This window comes from Nostoc foliaceum FACHB-393 (assembly GCF_014698505.1).
Taxonomy (GTDB): Bacteria; Cyanobacteriota; Cyanobacteriia; order Cyanobacteriales; family Nostocaceae; genus Nostoc; species Nostoc foliaceum_A.
Map to the genome: position 1 here is coordinate 1 of NZ_JACJTD010000056.1, position 23141 is coordinate 23141.

The following is a 23141-nucleotide window of genomic DNA, read 5'->3' on the forward strand; positions in this document are numbered from 1 at the left end:
CTCGTAGAATTCTGGTAACATTATCATTAAATAGAGCTTGTTGCGAATGAAGGCTCTTTTTCTTTTACCACAAATTGCTACACTCTTTGCAATATAAGCATTCTAAACCATTTTGTCCCCCCGCAAGCTGTAAAGTACATAGCTATCTGCCCAAATATGCTCGATCTCATATCTATTTTTACCAGCGGCAATGTATTCGCTGTATCGTGATCTTAGCCCTGACTGCTGTTCTATATGGTCTGTAATACGAGCAAGAAAGTGGTAAATAGCTTTGTAGTTTTGCTGATTTAGCCGCAACCGATCATTAGAACTAAAAACTTCTGTTTCAGCGTCTAATCTCTTACGCAGAAGTGTTGCCAAATCAACAGGTGTTGTTCTCCGAATCTCCTGCATAACGACAAACATGGCATATTGCATAGTGTTGTAGGTAATGGTTCGGGAGTTCCACAACCTACGGGCGAGAAGAATGTCAATAAAACTTGCCACTAAACGAATTTTCTGATCAATTACTTCGGCTGTATCATCAGGAACAAGAGGAGCAAGCATCAAGAGATATTGAAGGGTAAAACCGTTTTGGGCATTGTAGAAGACTTCCTCCAGACCTGTTTGCAAGGAAGTCGAGGCTTTCCGCAAGCGCACGTATTGACCACTATAAAATTGTAAATCTCGCTCTATAAAGCGCACAAAATCAGCACTTTTGTTAAGTCCAATGTCCAGCTTATAGTCACGTACCCAACGGTGAAACTCTGTACTGATGAGGTCAAAGTCACCAGGAACAGCACCTTTTGTACGTTCCCGAATAGTCTGGGCGTACTGACTGCGAAGCCAAGTTTTAATCGCATCGGCTTCTTCATCTTTGCCCAACTCTATCAATTCACTCACACGCTTTTTCCAAAGCTGATTCGCCTGAACCTTTTTAGCTTCATCACTGATATTCGCCAGCAAAAAGCCTTTAAGCATATCCGTAGGTGAAAGAGATAGCCCCCGGTCATTCATCGTTTCAAAAATGGTGTAGGCATCCTCATCTGAGTAAGCTGTAATCTCAACGATGTGGACGTTCTCTATCAACCAGTCAATAAAGTAGGGTAAAGCTTCTTTAGTTAAATCTTGTGGGAAATATTCTTTAATATCGGCATAACGCGCAACAATATTCTTTACTGACTCCGGTTGATCGGTGTCATCAAAATGAATCTCATTGAAGAGAGCTTCCATGCAAGCATTACGCTCCTCAACATCCAAATTAAAAGATTTTTTAGCAAACTTCTCTGCAAAAATCAAGTCATTTAGTTTTACTTGGTCTGGATGAGCCTTTTGCAGATTGTGTAGGAAAATTAGCAACAGAGATATGGTGGTGAGCCGTTGCTGTCCATCAATAATAAATTTCTTGCTTTCCTTCTGACTAATAATAATTGACCCCAGGAAGTAATGCCCGTAATTTTCAACGGCTTGGCGTTCATGGCTTGGCTCAAAATCATTAAAGAATTTCCCTGCTAAGTCTTCCAGAAGTTCTTGAAGCTGTTTGGTTTGCCACTTATATTCTCGTTGATAATAGTCAATGGCATATTTATTCCCACCAAGAAGTCCACGAATCGTTTTAGCGTCGCCCCGAATCTCTTTCATTTTGCAATGTTCTCCCCAGTAACAATCTGACGTAAAACGCCTTCTGTCTCTGCTTCTAAAGCAAAGATATCTGCTGCTATTGCTTCCAAACTCCGCAACGGTTTGAACTTATAAAAATATTTAGTGAAAGAAATTTCATAACCCCTTACCGTTTTCTCATGGTCTATCCAAGCATCGGGTACATGGGGTAGCACTTCACGAGCAAAAAACTCTTCAATATCTTCTTTCAATGGCACATTTTCAGTATCTCGCAACTCAGAATCCGGCTCATAAACTACCACATCCTTCGTTTTTTTCTTAATTACAGGTTCCGCCGTTTCATCTTTGTATGTGAATGTGTCATAAACCAGCTTTAAATCTTTAGCCGTAAATTTAATTTCTTCTGCCTTCAGTGCTTTTTCAAATTCCTGCTTGACTCTATTAAAATCTTTGTGAGGTTCACTGTTAAACAAGTCCTTTAATATTCCCAAAATTACCCCATGTTTTGTATTAGAGGTGAGATTTAGCAGTATTTCCTGTTATCCTACACTACCTTTTTTAGGAGATGAATTAGTCAGGCTTACTGCTAAAAACTGCTCTACTCTTTCCGGTGTAACTTGGAATGTCAGCCTTAAAGGACGGTCAACAGTAATTTTGTGATAACCAAAATCCTCGTTATCAAAAATTTTAGATTGTTCTGTTTTCTCGAACTCCAAAAATGTTTCTGTAATTCTTTGAATATCTGCTTGGGTTAATACACAATTTTTCTTACCCAAATTCTTTCTTAATTTCCCATACCATTCCGTAGCATCGATTAATTGTATTTTTCCTAAACGGGATTGAAGTTTGCGGTTAGATAGCACCCAAATATAAGTAGCAATACCCGTGTTATAAAACATATTTAAAGGTAAGCCGATGATGCACTCTAACCAATCATTTTCAATAATCCAGCGACGAATATTACTCTCTCCGCCACCTGCATCCCCAGTAAACAAAGCCGAACCATTATGAACAATTGCTATCCGGCTACCCAAAGCAGTTGACTGCTTCATTTTGGAGAGCATATTCACCAAAAATAACAATTGACCGTCACTGCTACGGGGTAACAGAGTCAGCTTTTCTCCTGGTTTTAAATCAGGATGTTCTACAGCAAAACGCGAGTCTTTAACTTCCTTCTTCTTGCCATCAAACACAGCATCCTGATCTACAGTCCATGACTTGCCATAGGGAGGATTAGCAAGCATAAAGTCGAACTGCAAATCTGCAAACTTGTCATGAGAAATCGTTGAGCCGAACCAAATTTTTTCCGGGTCACGACCCTTAATCAACATATCCGACTTACAAATGGCGTATGTTTCTGGGTTGACTTCCTGACCGTATAGCTCGATTTTTACCTTTTTGGCTTTTTTTTCAGCAAGCTGTTGAATAAACGCTTCTGATTCTGTCAACATTCCCCCAGAACCACAAGCGTCGTCATATACCAAGTAAGTACCACCTTGAATCTCATTTTCAATCGGGAGAAATATTAGATTCACCATTAGTTGAATGATGTCACGGGGAGTGAAGTGTTCCCCCGCTTCTTCGTTATTCTCTTCATTAAATCTGCGGATTAACTCTTCAAACACATAACCCATCTCAAGGTTAGTTAATCCCTCAAGAATAATTTCTCCTTCAGAGTTTTTAACAGGTTCAGAACTTAGGTTAATATGATTGGAAACAAATTTATTAATCAGTGCATAAAGCCTATTACTTTCTGTTAAAGTTTCAATTTGATTCCGCAGCTTAAACTTAGCAATAATCTCTTGTACATTATCGCTAAAGCCATCTAGATAGTTTTCAAAGTTTGCCCGAATTTGACTAGGAAAATCGAGTAAAGTTTTAAATGTAAATTTGGAAGTATTATAAAATACATAACCAGGTATTCTGGGAAGCTGTTGTGCTACAGCATTCTGCCCAAAGTTGCCTTCTTCCAGCACCTTGTAACGCTCAAGAACCTTTTCCTTAGTTGGTTCCAGTAAGCAATCCAAACGCCGCAGTACCGTCATTGGCAGAATTACATCTCGGTACTTGCCGCGTACATAGACATCCCTTAATACATCATCGGCAATATTCCAGATGAAGTTAACAATAGTGTTGTGTGTCGTGTGATTCATGTTGCCAGTACAGAAGGCGATCGCATCCCAATAGTTGTAACAGTTTAAAGTACAGTGGTGTCTGCTTTGTAATAAGAGCCTTAATTTTTATCCAACTTTTGACGCAACTGCTGATAAATCACGTCCAACCACACCGGAATCACAGGCTTACCTTCATCCAAAGATGCGATCGCCTTTTTTTTGTCAAACTCCACAAGCTCAAGCGATCGCTCCTGCGCTTGGGACAACAACATAAACCGCTTACCTTTACCTGAAGTAAATAACTCCGGCTCTTGGTCTTTCAGCTTTTTGAGCGTGGTGCTGGCTATGTCAAAACTTAAACCCACAGATAGCCAATATGACATTGCAGCCAGTTCCAGCAAATTAGATTTTGAGTAATAAATACTACGTCCTGTCCCAGTATCACTAATTACAGGAACAATTACCCCCCTCTCTCGCCAATACTGTAGCTGACGAAGGGTGCAGCCTGTGATTTCAGCAGCTTCCTTGCTTGTAAAAAATGTCTCCTGCATACAATTTATTTTACAGAAGACTCGTTTAATACAATTATGTTAGTATTAGACAATATTGTTTTAAAGCGATGAGCCAAATCACTATTCAGTGTCGCCTTGTAGCCTCAGAGTCATCACGCCAGAAACTATGGGAGTTGATGACGGAGTTAAATACGCCATTGATTAATGAACTACTACGTCAGGTAAGTCAACACCCAGAGTTTGAGACTTGGCGACAAAAGGGCAAACACCCCACTAGCGTTGTCAAAGAACTCTGCGAACCTTTGAAAACTGACTCTAGCTTTATTGGTCAGTCTGGACGGTTTTATACGAGTGCGATCGCATTGGTGAACTACATATATAAATCATGGTTTGCGCTAATGAAGCGATCGCAGTTCCAACTAGAAGGCAAAATTCGCTGGTTGGAAATGCTCAACAGTGATGTTGAATTGGTAGAAAGTAGTGGTGTCAGCTTAGATAGTCTTCGCACTAAAGCTGCTGAAATTTTGGTTAAATTTGCTTCCCTCAATACTGCTGAAACTCAATCAACGAATGTAAAAAAAGCTAAAAAGCGCAAGAAACCTCAAAATTCAGATAGCGATCGCAGTTTATCAAAGAATTTATTTGAGGCTTACGGCAACGCAGAAGATAACTTGACTCGTTGCGCTATCAGCTATTTGCTCAAAAATGGTTGCAAAATCACCGAGAAAGAGGAAGATCCTAAAAAATTTGCTCAACGTCGTCGTAAACTTGAAATTCAGATTGAACGCCTTAGAGAACAGCTAGAAACACGAATTCCCAAAGGGCGAGATTTAACCGATGCTAATTGGTTAGAAACTCTTGTTGTTGCTACCCAAGATGTTCCAACAAATGAAGCCGAGGCGAAATCTTGGCAAGACAGCCTTTTAAGGCAATCTAGCAAAGTACCTTTTCCGGTAGCTTACGAAAGCAACGAAGACATGACTTGGTTTAAAAACCAGTTTGGGCGTATCTGTGTAAAATTCAACGGTTTGAGTGAGCATAGTTTTCAAGTGTATTGTGATTCTCGCCAACTTCACTGGTTTCAACGTTTCCTAGAAGATCAACAAATTAAGAAAAATAGCAAAAATCAACACTCCAGTAGCCTGTTCACCCTGCGTAGTGGGCGTATTGCTTGGCAAGAAGAGGAAGGCAAAGGCGATCCTTGGAATGTTAATCGCTTAACTCTTTACTGTTCTGTAGATACCCGTCTATGGACAACTGAAGGAACCAATCAAGTAAGGGAAGAAAAAGCCGAAAAAATCGCTAAAATTATCACCAATACAAAAGCCAAAGGCAAGCTTAATGAAGAACAGCAAGCCCATATAAAACGGCAAAACTCTACTTTAGATACAATTAATAATCCTTTTCCTCGCCCCACTAAACCTTTATATAAAGGACAATCTCATATTCTTGTTGGTATTAGCCTTGGCTTAGAAAAACCTGCAACACTAGCGGTAGTAGACGGCACTACAGGTCAAGTAATTACCTATCGCAGCATCAGACAACTACTTGGTGATAACTACAAACTGCTAAATCGACAGCGACAGCAAAAGCACTCTTTATCCCATCAACGCCAAGTAGCTCAAACGCTTGCTGCACCAAATCAGTTTCGAGAATCGGAGTTAGGGGAATATATAGACAGATTACTAGCGAAAGAGATTATTGCGATCGCCCAAACATACTCTGCTGGAAGTATGGTTCTACCTAACTTGGACAATATGCGAGAACAAGTTCAAAGTGAGGTTCAAGCCAAAGCTGAACAAAAATCAGACTTAATAGAAGTTCAACAAAAGTATGCTAAACAGTACCGAGTTAGCGTCCATCAGTGGAGTTACGGCAGATTGATGGCAAATATTCACTCGTCGGCTGCTAAAGCTGGAATTGTTATAGAGGAGTCAAAACAGCCAATTCGAGGTAGTCCACAAGAGAAAGCGAAAGAATTAGCGATCGCGGCTTATCATTCTCGCAAAATAAACTGATTGACAAAACACCGAACCTTGATAATAAAATAAGAAAATTCAACAGCGCCGCAGTTCATGCTTGTTATAAGCCTCTGTGCTGTGTAAATTTGGGTTAGTTTGACTGCTGTTAAACAGTCTTGCTTTCTGACCCTGGTAGCTGCCCACCTTGATGCTGCTGTCCCTTGTGGATAGGAATTAGGTGCGCCCCCAGTAATAGAGGTGCGGGTTTACCGCAGTGGTGGCTACTGAATCACCTCCGAGCAAGGAGGAACCCACCTTAATTTATTTTTTGGCATGGTAAAGCGGGGGCGATTTCCCTGGGACTCCTGCCAAAACTTTAAATCACTTGTTTAATAAGGTTTATAGCCTTTAATGTGTCAGTTGATTTACTTTTTTAAGTATTAACTGAAGGGCGGTTTTGGGAGACGTGACAAAAATGCCTTCAGAACTATTGGTAAATCAAGGGTTTGAAGCGCAGAGTTTCAACACCCCTCCCAGCTAGAGGCGGGTTGAAAGAAGTTTCATTAATAAAGCTGAATTTCTCGCATACTCCGAGTTTCAACACCCCTCCCAGCTAGAGGCGGGTTGAAAGGACTACTGATACCTAACTATTTCTAAAATGACCAAAGTTTCAACACCCCTCCCAGCTAGAGGCGGGTTGAAAGCAGATGTGGACAATCGGCGAAAAGCAAAGCTTAGGTTTCAACACCCCTCCCAGCTAGAGGCGGGTTGAAAGGCTGAGTAGCACGACTGTATCTTATGCAAAAAGTTTCAACACCCCTCCCAACTAGAGGCGGGTTGAAAGGGGTAGCCGCTTTTTCAGCCCGAATTGCTTTATTAAGTTTCAACACCCCTCCCAGCTAGAAGCGGGTTGAAAAAATATATACCATCTTGTTCTTAAATTAGCTCTTTCTCGGTATTAGCATTACTTTAAAAGCTTTATCGACTTTTTGTGACTGGTTCTCAATTTCGATAACAAGCTGACAAGTTTTTAGGTGGGTTGAAAGGATAGAGCAACAGATTCTTTGTTTGGAGGGAATGACCTCTGGCTCTATTAGTGAATAATTAATCCGGTTATAAGTTAGATGCACAAGGATAATACTGCCATACTTATAAATATATAGCAGTATATGAATGTGACAGCTAATATGTTAACAGTGACATCAATCTGTTAACAGTGACAAATAATTAGTTAATGTACAGGTAACGAGCGCGGAGGGATTTGAACCCCCGACCCACAGAACCGGAATCTGTTGCTCTATCCACTGAGCTACGCGCCCTTAGTCTTACACATTATAGCACGTCTGTGATAAAATTTGCAGCCTAGAAAAACTTGGTTTTTGGGTTAAAGATAATTAGCTGGGTCTACGGGTGTACCATTCCGACGGACTTCAAAGTGGAGGTGGGGCCCAGTTGATAAACCTGTGGAACCGACAGCCGCGATCGCTTGTCCGCGTTCAACTGCTTGTCCGTCAGCAACATACAACTCGCTGCTATGTCCGTACAGCGTAGTAATACCATTGCCGTGGTCAATAATTACGGCTCTGCCATAACCACCATACCACCCAGCAAAAATCACTTTTCCCGAATCGGCTGCCCGAATTGTACTACCATAACTAGCGGCAAAATCTAACCCAGCATGAAACCGGCGATAGCCGAGAACAGGGTGCATTCGCCAGCCAAACGGACTGCTAGTATAAGCATCGCTAGGATATGCCATTACTCCAGTTCCCCGAATGATGACACTGGTACGGCTGTTGGTTTTTGCTTGCGCCTCCTCTGTTGCTCTGGCTTCTGCTACCTTTTGTTGAATCAAGGCTTCCAGATTTTTTGATTCCCTCTCTAGCTGGTTTTGCGCTGCTTCTAAGGCTAGGCGATCGCTATTGAGGCGTTGAATTAATTCTGATTGTGATTGCGCCTGGGTTTGATAATCGGCTTTTTGTGCCAACAGTTGCTCACGAATCAAGGCAATTTCGTTTTTTTGCTGTTCTACGTCCGTTTTTTGTTGATTTATCAAGTTTGCTTGGGCATTGAGTTTTAGCAAAATTTGTTCGTCTGCCTGATACACTAACTTCAACTGATGACGACGGCTGATAAAGTCACTGATATTTTGACTTTGGAGCAAAACTGCCCATCCAACAGATGCAGGCGATCGCTGAAGATAACGCAATCGTGCTACTGTTGCTATTTGCCGCTCTTCATAAGAACGTTCCGCCACAGCTAAATCAGTTTCCAACTGCTGGAGGCGTTGGGTGGCGAGTTGTAATCGTGATTCGCTCTCTTGAATATAGTTATCTGTAGCTTGCAGATTTTGTTTTAAACCAGTGAGGTGTTTTTGGGCCTCTTGTTGGAGATTTGTTAAGCGATCGCGATCGTTAACCACACTCTGACGCTGCTGGTTCATTTGTTGCTGCTGTTGTCGCAGAGTATCAATAGACCCTGTAGACGTTGCGTCAGCTGGAATTAATGCCAAATAAATCCACAAAATGCAACAAAATGCAATAAATAAACAGTAATAAATTGGCTTTTTTCTTAGAAATTGCGCTCTCATAGTGCGCAGCCCAATCAAAATGATGCTTTCATACACTATGAGGATTATTCCCAAAATCTGATTCACCCATTCCAATGCATTATTAAATTGGTCTGCCAAGTTGTAACACAAGGATTCCAGCTATGTCAGCATTAACTTTTACACCGTAAGTCCCCACTGAATTCTGTAATCAGAATTCAGTGGGGACTTAAGGCGAAGTAAATTACCACATTCTTGCATTAGTGGGATAGATTCTAGCATTGAGCAACACACTCGCTCCTGGGCACTGATCACTGCTAAGGCACAATCAGCACTGGGCAAGGGGAAAGGTTAATCACGCGAGTGGTAACACTATCATCCGCTCCCTCTTCAGTCAAGCCTAGACCCCGACAGCCCATAATAATTAAATCTGCCCCAATTTCATCAGCGACATCGCAGATAGTAAAAGCTGGTTTGCCTTGTCTTTCCAGGACTTCGGATTGAATTCCTTGCCCAGAAAATAAAGATTGAGCATTTTCTAGCAGTTTGGCAACTACCTCTGGTGACACCATCGGATCTGGACTAGGCGCGTCTGGAGGCGGTTCTTCTACCACAGACAGCAGTACCAAGCGACTGCCGTACTTTTTAACTACGTTGGTAACAACATCAGCAGCTTCCCGTGTTTCCCGGCTTTGATCAATAGGAAATAGTACTGTCTTAAATATATCTGTCACTTGGGCACCCCTGACTCCGGTAAAATCTTGATGGTTCTACTTTCAAAACAATAACAAAAAGGCAATCAGGAGAGTTTGGTGTGTCCAAAAAAAGTTTAGCAAGTTTATCTTCGGCTGATATATCTGGGAAACGTGCCTTAGTGCGGGTTGACTTTAATGTGCCTGTGGATGATCAAGGCAACATTACCGACGATACTCGCATTCGCGCAGCTTTACCAACCATCAAAGATTTGACGCAGAAGGGTGCTAAGGTCATTCTCGCAAGCCATTTTGGTCGTCCCAAGGGTGTGGATGACAAATTACGCCTAACTCCCGTTGCCAAGCGTCTCTCTGAGTTACTGGGGCAAGAAGTCATTAAAACTGATGACTCCATTGGTGATGAAGTTGCAGCTAAAGTTGGCGCGTTGCAAAATGGTCAAGTGCTGTTACTGGAAAATGTCCGTTTTTACAAAGAAGAAGAGAAAAACGACCCAGAATTTGCGAAAAAATTGGCAGCTAATGCTGATTTTTATGTAAATGATGCTTTTGGTACTGCACACCGCGCCCATGCTTCTACTGAAGGTGTAACTAAATTCCTCAGCCCTTCTGTGGCTGGATATTTGGTTGAAAAGGAATTGCAATATCTGCAAAACGCCATTGAAAATCCCCAACGTCCTTTGGCAGCAATTATTGGCGGTTCCAAAGTTTCTAGCAAAATTGGCGTGATTGAAACGCTACTGGAAAAATGCGACAAACTGATCATCGGCGGTGGGATGATTTTCACCTTCTACAAAGCCCGTGGTTTGAATGTCGGTAAGTCGTTGGTAGAAGAAGACAAGCTAGAACTAGCGAAGTCTTTGGAAGCTAAGGCTAAAGAACGGGGCGTTGCTTTATTGCTTCCTACAGATGTGGTATTGGCAGATAACTTTGCCCCTGATGCCAATTCTCAAACCGTTAGCATTGAGAATATCCCAGATGGTTGGATGGGTTTGGATATTGGGCCAGACTCGGTGAAATTTTTCCAAGAAGCTCTTGCAGATACCAAAACGGTAATTTGGAACGGGCCAATGGGTGTGTTTGAGTTTGATAAGTTTGCCTTAGGTACGGAAGCGATCGCTCATACTCTCGCCGAAATCGGTAAAACTGGCACAACCACGATCATTGGCGGCGGTGACTCAGTAGCGGCTGTGGAAAAGGTTGGTTTAGCCGACCAAATGAGCCACATCTCCACCGGCGGCGGCGCTAGCTTGGAGTTGCTTGAAGGCAAGGTATTGCCTGGAATTGCGGCTTTAGATGATGCTTAATAGCCATCTTTAGAATTATGTAGAGACGTTACATGTAACGTCTCTACATTAAAGCAGTACTCAATCTACTAACTTGGCTTTCACCACTGCCCTGAATTATCTTCCTGTTGCAAACCGATCAACTGTCGCCGCTTCCAAGCATAGTGAAGAATATTAATTCCTAATTCCTGGGCTGTGCGAATGGTCAATCTGGGTAAATTTAATTCTCTATCCAGTCCCCAAGCAGTTGCTAAATCTCCAATTGCTAAAATAATTCCTCCACCAATTGACAGTTTAATCTGCTGTTGATTAACCATTGGCAAGGCAGCAAATAAGAAAGGTTTTGTCCTTAAAGGATGACTCCGTTGCAATTCTTCTAAAGGTCTTAAAGGACTTTCTAACTGTTGTGCTAATGCTTGAGTACTCTCAATGAGAGCATTAGCGTTTGTTGGTGCATCAACTAGAAGCACACCACCTAAATTTAAGTAATTTTTTAGAGATTCAAATTCGAGACTATTTAAAGATATGGCTTGTCCGCCGGTCAGATAAAGTAGGTCATAATCTTGAATATTTTCTCCTAAAGAAACCTGCCCTGGTTCATCAGCCCCTCGCAAACTAGGATATAAGGGTTCTACTGCTTGTAACAAATATGAAAGGCTGAAAAAATTACGCGCACATTCTGGATCGCTATGATTCGCCTGCGCCATACACACAAGTGCTTGGGGACGCATTTGTGCTTGACGGCGATAACGCAAATCAATATTGTTATATCCAGGAAAGAAAGCATCCGCAGGTTGGTTAATTTCAGTATGCCCTGGTTGCAGGAGTATGCGGCATATTTCTATTTCTGAACTGAGTGGTGTAGAGTTCCTTTGGTCAATTCGATAAGTTTCTTGAACAATATCTCTTTGCTGTCCGCGCCGCAATTCGTCAGGGTCTACATAGCTAACTACTAAGTAGATCATGAGTGGTTCAGAACTTGCTACTTCTATATCAATGGGAAAATCATAAGAAGTCGGTACAACAATTAAATTACCTGCTAAATCAATTGCAATACCAGGTTGAATTTGCACCCAACGTCCATCTCGATATTTAGCTTCAACTTGGCTTGGGGCAGTCACATCTCGAACGCCTAAACCGCAGACAATTCCTGGTTGGTTTAAACTTTGATATTGGGCATTTTGCCGATTACGGTGGTAATCATGGGCTGTGCGCCAGCGTTCAGCATTAATTAGTAACCCGTCTGCGGCTTGTAGGCGTTCAAAGGATTTAATTGGTGGGGGTGGAAAAGGATGGGACATAGTAATTTTGGATTTTAGATTTTGGATTAAAAGTCTGTTTAATTTTACTTAATTACAAATTACGAATTATTTAATTAGGGGGATTTTCGATAGATAATTCGTATGTGCAGAAAGCAGGTTTTTCTTGCTCTATGATCCTTTGAATCAGTTGCTCATTAATAATGCCACTAGAAATATTTGAACGCAAACGCACTATAAAGTGATATGGTTGTCCACCTGCTAAAACTGCATTTCCTAGTTGGGCATCTCCTATGATGAAACTTGGCCCAAAAGGTTCTGTGATACTGATATGTTTATCAGCTTCATTAGGTAAATGTTCGTCTAGCGGTAAACCAGTATAAAGATGTAAATAGAGGCGTAATCCTTTACGAGTTCCTCGCCAGCGATAAAGTTCTACAGCCCGGCGAATTAAACGCCGCTGTTGTTGAAGATCCCAAACTGAATCTACTTGCCAAGCAACCCAATGAGCCATAAAGGGTAGTAGTGCTTGCGGTGCTGTCAAGGGATCGAGGTTTGCCCACATGACATTGTAACTATTAACTATTGGTTGAAAAGCTTGCTCAAATATTTTCATGAAGCGACCAATAAAGTCTACTTCCCGATACAAAATTGGCAAGAATTCCATGTAAGCAGTGTAGGGACGGATGTATAAATCGAAATACTCGCTTCTCTCGATTTGTTCGTTGTCAGTGCCTGGGTCTATATGTAGAGTAACTAGACTACGAAAATTGAGCGTCAGTTTGTCTTTTTTTCCAGGAGCGATCGCTTCTTGATCTTCAAAAAATGTGTCAGGAATTGAGAAGTAGAGGACAGCATCCATCTGTCCACGAGGCGGTATTTCACTGCCTTCTGTGCCAATCTGACACCACTGGGACGGGAAGTTTCCCTCAACGCTTAAGCTTACCCGCAAAGGACGCTGTTCTAAGTTTTGCACTTGTACAATCATCTCACTGGGATGTCCAGGATGCAAAAGTAAAGTACGTCCAGCAACATCCATATCTGCGTTCGCAAATGCTAAACCTGCCACAGGTAAAGCTTCAGGAATTTGCATTGGCGTTAATTGAATGCGTACAGATGGACTAGAGCGACTTTGAACCATAGGTTTGGGGGGAGAATAACTACTGACAAATGACAAATTACGAACTACGAATTACGAATTACGAATGATTTGGATGTCGTGATTTGAACGCAGATTAGTATCAGCCCAAGAACATATTAAACCTTCCGAACCTGGGTCAATCAATTGTTCTGGCGATGGTTGTCGCCGCCAATTTTCTCCTTGCTTGCGGATGGGAAATAGTAAAACGGGGCCTAAATGACGCACGCCTGGGGTTTGTTGCAGTAATGCCACAATATCGGATGTATAAACTGGTCGCCCAAATGGCCAACCTTTGCCGTCGATTCCTCCAGTCAAGGGATTTAAATATTTATACAGCGATCGCCTTAAATTCCGGCGAATTTCTTCGCTGGCAAAAGGGTTGTTGTATGCTGGCTCTAAAGCAATTTCTGTCTGTACAGAAACACCTACGTAATTTGGTTCTTGTAACTCTACTTGTACCCCTAATAACCGTCTTTCATCTAAATAACTCAAAATTTGCTCTTGGAGGGCATTACTCAGGGCAAATTCTTCTGGTCTCATGCCATTGCCTTGAGCGATCGCATCTGTATTTGCAAATGGAACTACCAGCAGACTAACTATACCAGCTTGTCTACGAGAATTTGCTGGCAAACAACGGACGCGGGCGATCGCACCTGCACCCGCCTGTTGAGTTAAAACTTCAAAATCTTCAGCAGTGACGGCGCGATCGCGCGTGCGGAGGATGCGGGGAGCCTTCATCACAGCTTGCTCCAGCGATTCGGCATCCGCCCCATTGATTGCTGGTACAGGATTGATCACACTAGCAATATAAGGATATGCAGACTTCAAAAACTGGATCGCTCCAGCTTGAACATTGCCTTCTCTGCCACCGCCTGTACGATAAGCAACCATTTTAATCTCTGATCCACGGGGAGGAATCGCCCCATACTGGTGTTCAGACTGGTTATTATCAAGAACTTGTACAGATGTGTTGTCTAGTTGTGGTTGCTGAATTCGCGATCGCACTTGGGTTTGCTGTTTAAGTTGGCTAGGTTCCCGAATCAGCGGCCCAAACTGGATTGTACCAGTGATCGAATCGATGGTGTAATGGAAATTATGCGGCCCAGAATCAGCAAAATCTCTCACCTCAGTCCACTTCTGCGGCAAACCACCAGCCGGAGTAACTAAAATATACTCATTTTCTTTCCGTTCTAAAATTGGTGCTGTTTGTAATTGGAAACTCTGGCCAGGTGTACCATCACTAATCCCCAAGCGCTCATCTTGAATCAGCGTACTGTGACTAGCCCTAACAGTACCGCCAATTGACCGCACTGCTAAACCAATAATTCGTGGCGGACGATTGTAACCAGATTCATTGGCTTCTGTACTAATAAAACTACAGCGCAACCAGCGACCTCGGTAAGAGGTAAAATTAGCCACAGGCCAAATTTGAGGTAAATGCAGACGTACTTCTGCACCTTGAGATGGGTTTCCACCCTCCTGGGCGATTTCGTAAAAACTGAAGCCGCGAGTCTTATCATCTGACTCTTGTAATAAAACTGATTGCCAATTTTCCCCATCCCAGGCTTCCCATTTTCGAGGTGGTTGATTGGGGTTAATACCAGCAGGGGTAGCCGCAGCCCCTTGGAAAATAATTTCTAAAACATTAGCGTCTAAAGGATCATCAGAATTAATTGCTAAATAAAAGCAGTTCCCAGGCTGGGGTTCCTCTTCAAAAATCGGTTGTTCATTACCTGTCCAGTAACCGTTAGATTGACGAGTCCATGAAGTTGTGACTCTTTCGCGCAGAGATTGGGGAATATCTTCGGTGGTTTGGGCAGTTAAGAAATGTTGGATGCGGGGTTTGCCGATAATTAGAGGAGAATCTGTGCTGAAGGTAATCGCTTCTGTTGTCTCAGTGCGGATAGTTGAGGCTTCCAATCCTGCTGGAATAGTGTAGGCTTCTGGTAGTGCAGCGCTTAAATAAAAAGTTAATTCCGTGCGGGCTGGGGCGGGAGGCTGGAGACGAATACCCAGTAATTCTAGAAAAGCTACATAATTTTTTCGAGGTACTTGGTTAAATCTGAGCAACATCTGGTCAGTTAACCAAGCAAATAACTCAATTAGCGTAATTCCAGGGTCGCTGAGGTTGTGGTCAGTCCATTCTGGACAGTAGCGCGGAATACGCATAATACATTCTTCCACCAAATCATCGAAGGCGCGATCGTCTAAGTTAGAAGAAGGTAATTTCGGTAAAAAATCAAAGTTCATACCAATTTAAAAAAGAATGTGACAGATACAAACCTAGAAACCCAGATAAAATTTAGCTTTTTTAATTAGGACTTACGCATAAATTACGGAATAACGTAGACGCTTCGGCTTGCCGCAGGCTACCGCAGAGGCACAGAGGGCACAGAGAAATCAGAGTTTGAGAGATATTTTGCGTAAGTCGTATTAATTTTTAATTTTCAATTTTCAATTTTTAATTCGGATCATGCTTCCTCCCCAGCTGAAACCAAATAATAAGGATAAACAAAACTATAAATATCGGGGCCGTCTTTGAGTCGATAATTGATAATGATGTCCACTCTGCCACGCACAGGGTCAGGATCGGTGATAACTTCATCGATAGTAATGCGTGGTTCCCAGACTTCTAAAGCTTCCAAGACATAAAGACGGATTCGCAGTAGGGTATCGCTACTTAAAGGTGCAAACGCCAGTTCAGACAAGCGCGAACCAAAGGTAGGTCGATAAACCCGCTCACCTACTCCGGTGCGGAGGATAATCCAAATAGATTCTTTAACTTTTTGATCTTCACGGCTAAGTTGTATCCCGCCTTGCACACTTAAATGCAGTGGATAAGCCCAACCTGTTCCCAAATAGGCTCGTTCACGACCATAAACCATATCTGGCACTTAAACAGTTGTACATGGATATCTTCAAAGATATCGGCACAGAGGGTTTAAGCCTATTCGCCAAAGGTCGAGGATGAAGAGGCAGAGGGGCAGGGGGCAGAGGGAGAATGATTTGTAACTGTAATGTTGGTATAAAATTAAGATTCATAGACGAGTCTTTGATATTCGCGGACGAGTTTCAATACAGTTCAGAATGAGCAACAAAACATTGATGTAGAGACGCGATTTATCGCGTCTTCAAAGACCAATTATCCACACCAATAACCTTAACCCAAGCGTATTGGGACGAGTCTTTGATATTCGCGGATGAGTCTTTGATATTCGCGGACGAGTCTTTGATATTCGCGGGAGAGTCTTTGATACTCATGGATGAGTCTTTGATATTCGCGGATGAGTCTTTGATATTCGCGGACGAGTCTTTGATATTCGCGGGAGAGTCTTTGATACTCGTGGACGAGTCTTTGATATTCGCGGACGAGTCTTTGATATTCGCGGATGAGTCTTTGATATTCGCGGATGAGTCTTTGATATTCGCGGACGAGTCTTTGATATTCGCGGATGAGTCTTTGATATTCGCGGATGAGTATTTGATACTCGCGGGTGCAGTATTCCTCTGCCCCCTGCCCCCTGCCTCTCCAATCACCCGCCAATCAAAACAGTGGGATTACCTTTGATAATTTTATTCGGCGGCCCTAATGCTTCTAAAACAGTATCGCCCATGCGAGAAGCAGGCAGATTGTTAATCAGCACAGTCTGGCTACCATCAATCACAACCCCAGGGCCGTGGGGAGGTAAGGGTAAGGGTGTGGCGCAATTATGAATATCAGCACCAGCAGCAGCAGCAGCGATCGCACTACCCATAGTAGAAGCTGCCGTTGTCTTTGTAGTTTGTTCGGCGGCTAAAGCAGCAGGTGCCCCTGGTGTACCAGCCGCCGCTAGGGTAGCAGCCTCAGCCGCTTTGATAGCTATATCAGAAGATGTTTTAGCAGACTGCAAACCTGGTACTGCTGCTGCAAGCACACCCCGCCACGCAGGTAAAGACCCAATCAACACATTGGGACTACCTGGCCCTCCTGTTAAAACTGGGGGTAAGGGATGCGCTACATTGTCGGTAATTCTTGCTGCTGGTCTACCCATCACAACCTCCTATTGTGTTTATTACGAATTACGAATTACAAATTAATTAAGTCGAATCAACGCACCTTTGACTGTAATCGTACCGTTGGCTGAAATGTCTATATTTCCAGCAGCATCTAATGACATATTGCCTGTTGATTTCACTGAAACAGATTTACCCATGTCGTCCATTTTGATTTTATGGCCGCCTTTGGTTTCAATCTCTATGCACTTCTGACTATCGTTAAGATATATTTTGTGACCGTATTCAGTTTCTACGCGAATACCTTTTTTACTACTTCCTTTATCCTCTTCAACAAACTGTAGAACATGACCAACACGAGTTTTAATTGTGCGTAATCTGACACCACCTGTCACTGAATCACTCACCTTTTCCGGTGGTGCATCTTTCCCGTTCCATACCCCGCCAATGACATAGGGACGATGGATATCGCCATGTTCAAAACCTACCAAAACTTCATCGTTTACCTCTGGTAAACAGTCAAAACCTCTGTTTGGGCCTGCTCCCACAGCTACAACTCTGGCCCAGTCACTTGTATGGTCTTCTGTGAGAGTGGGAAACTTGACCTTCACTCTGCCCATTTTCTCTGGGTCTTTATTATCAGTCACAATTCCGACTAATAAAGTTTCAGATGGCTGTAGACGTTTTTCTGGAGATAGGGTTGTGAATAAGTTACCAGAACGTAGTCCCCGCACGCTGAACTCAGTTTCATAAACGCGCTGATTAAAGAAATGGCGGGTTTCTGTAACATAATACTTACCACTATAGCGATCGCCCATATCCTCAAGACTAATAACCCGTCCAGGACGAATCTCAGGATTCCCTTCTGCTTTAGCATCTGCGTAAACAAATTCTCCTCCTAGTTCATCACACAAAGCCTGAGCCATCGTATCTGCTTGTTTTTTGCTGGCAACAGGTTTATCTACAACAATCATTTTCGGAGACTTAAGATTAGAAAATGCATTACTCGTACTACTTCCTAGCTTATTACCTGTCTGGGTTGTTTGCTTCTCTTTGTTGGCTATTCCACTAATCAATTTTTTCTGGGTATAGTCCCAGGCGCGTACTTCTACAGAACTTATCTGTTCAGCACTAGTAACACGAGTACTAAATTTATTAATATCAACTAGCCATTTTAATGATAAAGCTCCCTGAGTTTTTGGTTTGCAAAAATTGAGTTTTTCCTCGGTAATAAATAACTCAAAACCAATGCGAGCAGCCCTTTCCCGCAAAAATTCCATATTCGTTTGATTTTCTTGGAAGACATACTTATGAACTTCACCAGTTGGCTCTATATTGCCAGGTTTTATACCTACTTCTTGAATTATTTTTTTGACTATACCGCTATCAGTTTCATTTAAAAAAGAACGATTATAACGACCTCTATTCAGACGATGAGAAATATCATAACCGCGAACAATTATATCAGCTTCAGATTTTTCATTAAAGTGAACTTCCATCGCTGTAATTTCGCCTTCAATAATGAATTCTCCTACCTCTTCTTGAAAATTATTATCTAGAGTAGTACTTGAAGTAAAACCCAACTTCACTTTTTTACCAATCTTAAACAACTGATCATGTCGCCAAGCCTTATTTTCTGCTCGATCAGATGTGGGAATATAGCTATTATGGATTACTAGCGTAAACATTGCTGGTAAATGAAGGCTTTCTTCTATTGTGATTTGCAACAAATCCTTCATTAATTCAGGCGAAGCAGGTTGTTCATCTATCTGTATTTTAGGTTCGCTTAAATAAAGGCTTTTTTTAGGAGGCATAACTATTATTTGATAAGTTGTAAAATCTTTAGAGCAGCCTTTAATGACAAAGTAAATACTAATTTATTACTTTATATGTTTTACTTAATCAGTTTTTGACCCTTTTTATCTGTTGCACGAGCGTTGCCTTTAGAATCAGATTTACGTCCTCCAGGCAGGTTATTCTTATCTACTTCTTGCAAGGCTATATCTACCAGTGCCCTGACTGGTGTACCATCACTCAAAAACATATTTAAAGTGTAGGTTAAACTCGTGATTACACAATAAAAATACTCTTCTCCCCATGTAAATATATAGACAGGTGGTCGTTTGTCAGTTGCTTTACTGATAGTTTCTACACCTTTCTTAATGTTGTCTATATATTTTTTCATCACAGACTCTTTCGTTTCATAAGTATCATAAAGTAACTGTTTAAGGGTGAATTTGTAAGGGTCAACGCCAGAAAAGTTTACTTTCGGAAGTAGAGTAGTTCCTCTATTACCATCCTTACTTTCCCACTTAACAGTCCGAGCAAAACTAATATCTGTAGGATTAAACATTAATTCAATATCTGGCGCTTCATTGTTATAAGCTACAAGTTTGGCTTTCTCAAGTTGTGGTTTAAGTTTTTGAATAACAATAATTGCTGGACTTGCCATTTAAGTATCTCTCCAAAAATTAATTATTGAATAGAAATTTACCAAGGTAATCTACCTGAGTAACCGCCATGACGTTCTCGCTCAATTTCTATCCGTTGTCGTAATCTGCTATAAATTTCACGAGCTAGAGCTTCAAGATCAGCCGGATCATCTTTTTCATCTCCTTCAGAAGATGAGGATGTGTTCTCTATGGTCTCAGTTATCGGTTCTATTTCTCTAGATATGTCAGGTGGCGTGACTTCTCCACCATCAGCAAAACCTCTAGGTGAAGGAAGGTGTTTAGCAAAAACTTGTGGTGATTCTGAAACATGAGAAAATTCATAATTTTGGCTGTTAGATTCTCCATCACTAAAATTAAAGCTAGTGAAATCATCATTATTTCCATTTAGTAAATCTTCGACACTCGACCATTGAGAAGGTGTATTAGTGGTAGAATTTGCTTTTCGGAAAATCAGGGGAGGCGATGAGTATTGAGGTGAAGGTTCACCTACATCAATTGTTTCGTTTTGAAGAAGATTAAGCTGTGGAGAATTGAGGACAGAAAGCCTCTGTTTTCCAATATTCAACCCCAATGAAGAAGGAATTAAAGAATTAGATACCTGAGATGAATCAGTCTCAGCGCTTTTTAGCTGTAATGAAGTGTCAGGAAAAGAATCGACTTTAGTCGGAGCCTCTGGAGAAGTTGTTTCTTCTGGTTCTGTGGGATTGGGTGTCTGTAAACTTGGGAGGATAATATCCTGCGGTGTTCCACCAGTGTTGATGTGATGTAGTAGAGGTAAATTTTTCTGTGCATCCCTGGTATTAATCACAAACTCTCCAGGCGTAAGCATTGCAGGTACAGTATCCGAGGGTGCTATCTGCTGACGATTGTCAAAGTGGGAGTTTGTCACATGACCGCCAGTAGCATAACCTTTAGGTGCTGGCAAATTTTCAATGGTCGTATTTTGCTCAACTTTAGGTGCTGTGCTTACCTCATCTTGTGGGGAGATTGAATTTTCTGAGGTATCAACAAAGGTTAATATTTCAGGATTTGTTACCGCAGTGGGAAATTCTGATTCTACTGTTTGTTCATTGTCAATAATTTTCCTGAAAATACTTGCAGTTTTATTCATCTCAGGCAATATGGCGCTAACTACTGGTGCTTCAGCAATCTCAGGTGATGTGGCGGTAAGTGGTGCGTCACTAATCTCAGGTGATGTGGCGGTAATTGTTGGTGTTTCAGCAATCTCAGGTGATGTGGCGGTAATTCGCGCGTAGATGTCTAGCGGCTTGTCGTTAGACGCAGTTTCATTAATCTCAGGTGATGTGGTGGTAATTGTTGGAGTTTCAACAATCTCAGGCGATGTGGCGGTAATTAATGGTGTGTAGACTCCTAGCGGCTTGTCGTTAGACATAGCAGTTTCACCAATTTCAGGTGATATGGCGTTAAGTGGTGTTTCCGTAATCTCAGATGATGTGGCGGTAAGTGGTGCGTCACTAATCTCAGGTGATGTGGCGCTAACTACTGGTGTTTCAGCAATCTCAGATGATGTGGCTTTAACTACTGGTGCTTCAGCAATCTCAGGTGATGTGGCTTTAACTACTGGTGCTTCAGGAATCTCAGGTGATGTGGCGATAACTACTGGTGCTTCAGGAATCTCAGGTGATGTGGTGCTAACTACTGGTGCTTCAGTAATCTCAGGTGATGTGGCGCTAACTACTGGTGCTTCAGGAATCTCAGGTGATGTGGCTTTAACTACTGGTGTTTCAGGAATCTCAGGTGATGCGGTGCTAACTACTGGTGTTTCAGGAATCTCAGGTGATGCGGTGGTAATTGTTGGCGTTTCACCAATTTCAGGTGGTGCTAAGATCGGCTGATTCTCTGTAGAATCGCTGGTAGTATTCTCCACATTACCGTCAAGTTCCAGTGAAATAATATTTGCTGAGACATCTGAAACATTAACTGCCATAGTAGATTGTGACTCTGAAGTAACTAACTGTTCATTATTATCAGAGTTTCTAAACAAACTAGGTGTATCTTCAATATCGACAGAGGTAGGTGTTAACTGAACAGGCGTACTGGCTGAAGACTCACTCGTAACACTAGAGTTAATTTCTTGTTGTACTGTAATAGTTTTTTTTGCAATTAAGGACTCAGAATTAGGTATAGAAACATGCGCTTTGGGCGCATATCTATAAGTCTCTACAGGATTTTCATCATTCCCCAAAGAATAAAGTGTGTCATCAACATCAGGTGAAGTAAATGCTGTATCGTTAGCATTTACTAGAGAATTATCAGCCACCTCATTATCTGTGACGAAATTATTTGGAATGCTTTCTAATATTAAGTCTGCTGCAATGCCTGTAATTGTCTCAAAATTATTATTTATATGTGATGGATCTTCTGAATTTAATGGATATTTTAAGCTTGGTGAAACCTCTTTTGCTTGGATTAAACTTGTTTCTGAAGCGGTGCTTTGATTATCAACTATGGAAGGATATTGATATGTTTTTATATTCTGTTTTGATGGCGTTTTGCTGTCTGGGATATCTGAGCTATTAACTGATTCTGATGATTCTGATGCTTCTGAGATTACTTGTTGTTCATTATTAGGAAAGTTACTAGACGGGCTAAATAATTCCTCCACATTATTAGGCGCAGGAAATTCTATAGGCGAATTTTCAAATAATTCACTTGGGCTTTTGTCTAATTCAATCTTTTCTTTTGATGGTAAAATACTTTCTACACCCAACAACTCTGGACTGGGTAAACTAGATGGTAACTCAGAATTTAATTGCAGTTCATCGTTAGCAATATTTCTGGGTAAAGTTGAATTATCTTCAATACTTGGCGGATTAGATGCCGTTATGATAGGGTTTATACTATTAGCAGAAAAAGCTTCTATCGTAGTATTGTCTGAAGCAATATCCCGTTGTAATGTAGGTATTTCCGAATTAGGCTCAACAGATAGCGGCTCATCTAATGCTAACAAGCTATCTTCATTAAGATTAAGAACAATATTACTTTCGTCAACAAATTTATCAACATTATTAGCCGCTGATGATTTGACTGCTTTTTTAGCCTTAGATTTTGGCTTTGGTTTTTTTTCTGCTGACTGTTGAGATTTATTTATTTTTTTTGATTTAGATTTACCTTGAATATTTATTTTTAATGATGACTCATTACTCGTATTGTTATTAATGCGAGTTGGCATGATCTCTAGAATACTATTTCTTGCCGATTTGTTACTATTAATATTATTATTTTCTGGTGAAGCTATTGAATCAAAATAATCAACCTCACGTAATGGAAACTCACTATTTATATCTTGATTATCCCAACTATCCCAACCTATGAATGGTTGGATAGACGGTTCATGTTCACGAGACAATAAAAATTTAGAGGATGTAACTAATGGTGATTTAGTTTGTATAGGACTAATAATATTACTTCGCAAATGCAGAGAAGGAGAGTTTTTTCTCATTAGCATTTTATGAGAATTAGATAAAGATGATCTTATCCCAAGGGGATGAAGATTGTTCCCTAGTGAAAATTGAATAATTTGCATAGTTATAGAGGAAAAATG

17 protein-coding genes, 1 tRNA gene and 1 CRISPR repeat array are annotated in these 23141 nt (G+C 41.4%); of the genes, 2 read left to right on the forward strand and 16 right to left on the reverse strand.

The window, feature by feature from the left end; all coding sequences use genetic code 11:
* Window positions 1-102: 102 nt before the first annotated feature.
* The 4 genes from H6G92_RS29885 to H6G92_RS29900 form a co-directional block, all read right to left on the reverse strand.
* Entirely contained in the window at window positions 103-1620 is a 1518-nt protein-coding gene (locus H6G92_RS29885) for a DUF262 domain-containing protein (RefSeq protein ID WP_190899256.1), read from the reverse strand.
* Window positions 1617-2090 carry a hypothetical protein gene (locus tag H6G92_RS39790; protein WP_190899257.1) on the reverse strand — a complete coding sequence of 158 codons (474 nt, stop codon included), beginning with the start codon at window positions 2088-2090 and terminating at the stop codon, window positions 1617-1619. Before H6G92_RS39790 ends, H6G92_RS29885 begins: the two co-directional genes overlap by 4 nt.
* Window positions 2091-2138: 48 nt before the next feature.
* A complete protein-coding gene (locus tag H6G92_RS29895) occupies window positions 2139-3752 on the reverse strand; it encodes a type I restriction-modification system subunit M (RefSeq protein WP_190899259.1) in 1614 nt (537 codons plus the stop codon).
* An 80-nt stretch (window positions 3753-3832) separates the two neighbouring features.
* Window positions 3833-4264 carry a MerR family transcriptional regulator gene (locus tag H6G92_RS29900; RefSeq protein WP_190899261.1) on the reverse strand — a complete coding sequence of 144 codons (432 nt, stop codon included), beginning with the start codon at window positions 4262-4264 and terminating at the stop codon, window positions 3833-3835.
* Window positions 4265-4332: 68 nt separating this feature from the next.
* On the opposite strand from H6G92_RS29900, the gene cas12k reads away from it, so the two are divergent.
* Window positions 4333-6243, forward strand: a complete 1911-nt coding sequence (cas12k, locus tag H6G92_RS29905) for a type V CRISPR-associated protein Cas12k (protein ID WP_190899263.1) — start codon at window positions 4333-4335, stop codon at window positions 6241-6243.
* 461 nt (window positions 6244-6704) lie between these two features.
* A CRISPR array of direct repeats spans window positions 6705-7103; the repeat unit is 37 nt; unit sequence GTTTCAACACCCCTCCCAGCTAGAGGCGGGTTGAAAG.
* A gap of 329 nt (window positions 7104-7432) precedes the next feature.
* Here the strand turns inward: cas12k and H6G92_RS29910 are convergent.
* From H6G92_RS29910 to H6G92_RS29920, 3 genes are all read right to left on the reverse strand, one after another.
* A tRNA-Arg gene (locus tag H6G92_RS29910) sits at window positions 7433-7505 on the reverse strand.
* Window positions 7506-7570: 65 nt separating this feature from the next.
* A complete protein-coding gene (locus tag H6G92_RS29915) occupies window positions 7571-8776 on the reverse strand; it encodes a murein hydrolase activator EnvC family protein (protein WP_190899265.1) in 1206 nt (401 codons plus the stop codon).
* Window positions 8777-9051: 275 nt separating this feature from the next.
* A complete protein-coding gene (locus tag H6G92_RS29920; protein WP_190899313.1) occupies window positions 9052-9459 on the reverse strand; it encodes a universal stress protein in 408 nt (135 codons plus the stop codon).
* An 89-nt stretch (window positions 9460-9548) separates the two neighbouring features.
* On the opposite strand from H6G92_RS29920, the gene H6G92_RS29925 reads away from it, so the two are divergent.
* Window positions 9549-10751, forward strand: coding sequence for a phosphoglycerate kinase (locus tag H6G92_RS29925; RefSeq protein WP_190899267.1), 1203 nt, complete (start codon window positions 9549-9551; stop codon window positions 10749-10751).
* Window positions 10752-10831: 80 nt separating this feature from the next.
* Here the strand turns inward: H6G92_RS29925 and H6G92_RS29930 are convergent, their stop codons facing one another.
* The 9 genes from H6G92_RS29930 to H6G92_RS29970 all read right to left on the reverse strand — a co-directional run bounded on the left by H6G92_RS29930 (window position 10832) and on the right by H6G92_RS29970 (window position 23039).
* A complete protein-coding gene (locus tag H6G92_RS29930) occupies window positions 10832-12031 on the reverse strand; it encodes a DUF4159 domain-containing protein (RefSeq protein WP_190899269.1) in 1200 nt (399 codons plus the stop codon).
* Window positions 12032-12101: 70 nt separating this feature from the next.
* Window positions 12102-13130, reverse strand: a complete 1029-nt coding sequence (locus H6G92_RS29935) for a phage tail protein (RefSeq protein WP_190899271.1) — start codon at window positions 13128-13130, stop codon at window positions 12102-12104.
* Between the two features lie 51 nt (window positions 13131-13181).
* A complete protein-coding gene (locus H6G92_RS29940) occupies window positions 13182-15380 on the reverse strand; it encodes a putative baseplate assembly protein (protein ID WP_190899273.1) in 2199 nt (732 codons plus the stop codon).
* A gap of 221 nt (window positions 15381-15601) precedes the next feature.
* The gene (locus H6G92_RS29945; protein WP_190899275.1) at window positions 15602-16015 is read right to left on the reverse strand and encodes a GPW/gp25 family protein; all 414 of its coding nucleotides are present in this window, start codon (window positions 16013-16015) and stop codon (window positions 15602-15604) included.
* 275 nt (window positions 16016-16290) lie between these two features.
* Window positions 16291-16674, reverse strand: a complete 384-nt coding sequence (locus H6G92_RS29950; protein WP_190899277.1) for a hypothetical protein — start codon at window positions 16672-16674, stop codon at window positions 16291-16293.
* Window positions 16664-17161, reverse strand: coding sequence for a PAAR domain-containing protein (locus tag H6G92_RS29955; RefSeq protein ID WP_190899279.1), 498 nt, complete (start codon window positions 17159-17161; stop codon window positions 16664-16666). Before H6G92_RS29955 ends, H6G92_RS29950 begins: the two co-directional genes overlap by 11 nt.
* Window positions 17162-17203: 42 nt before the next feature.
* Window positions 17204-18937, reverse strand: a complete 1734-nt coding sequence (locus H6G92_RS29960) for a VgrG-related protein (RefSeq protein ID WP_190899281.1) — start codon at window positions 18935-18937, stop codon at window positions 17204-17206.
* Between the two features lie 80 nt (window positions 18938-19017).
* Window positions 19018-19575: a CIS tube protein gene (locus H6G92_RS29965; protein WP_190899284.1), complete on the reverse strand. Its 558-nt coding sequence runs from the start codon at window positions 19573-19575 to the stop codon at window positions 19018-19020.
* A 38-nt stretch (window positions 19576-19613) separates the two neighbouring features.
* The gene (locus H6G92_RS29970; protein WP_190899286.1) at window positions 19614-23039 is read right to left on the reverse strand and encodes a hypothetical protein; all 3426 of its coding nucleotides are present in this window, start codon (window positions 23037-23039) and stop codon (window positions 19614-19616) included.
* Between the last annotated feature and the right edge of the window lie 102 nt (window positions 23040-23141).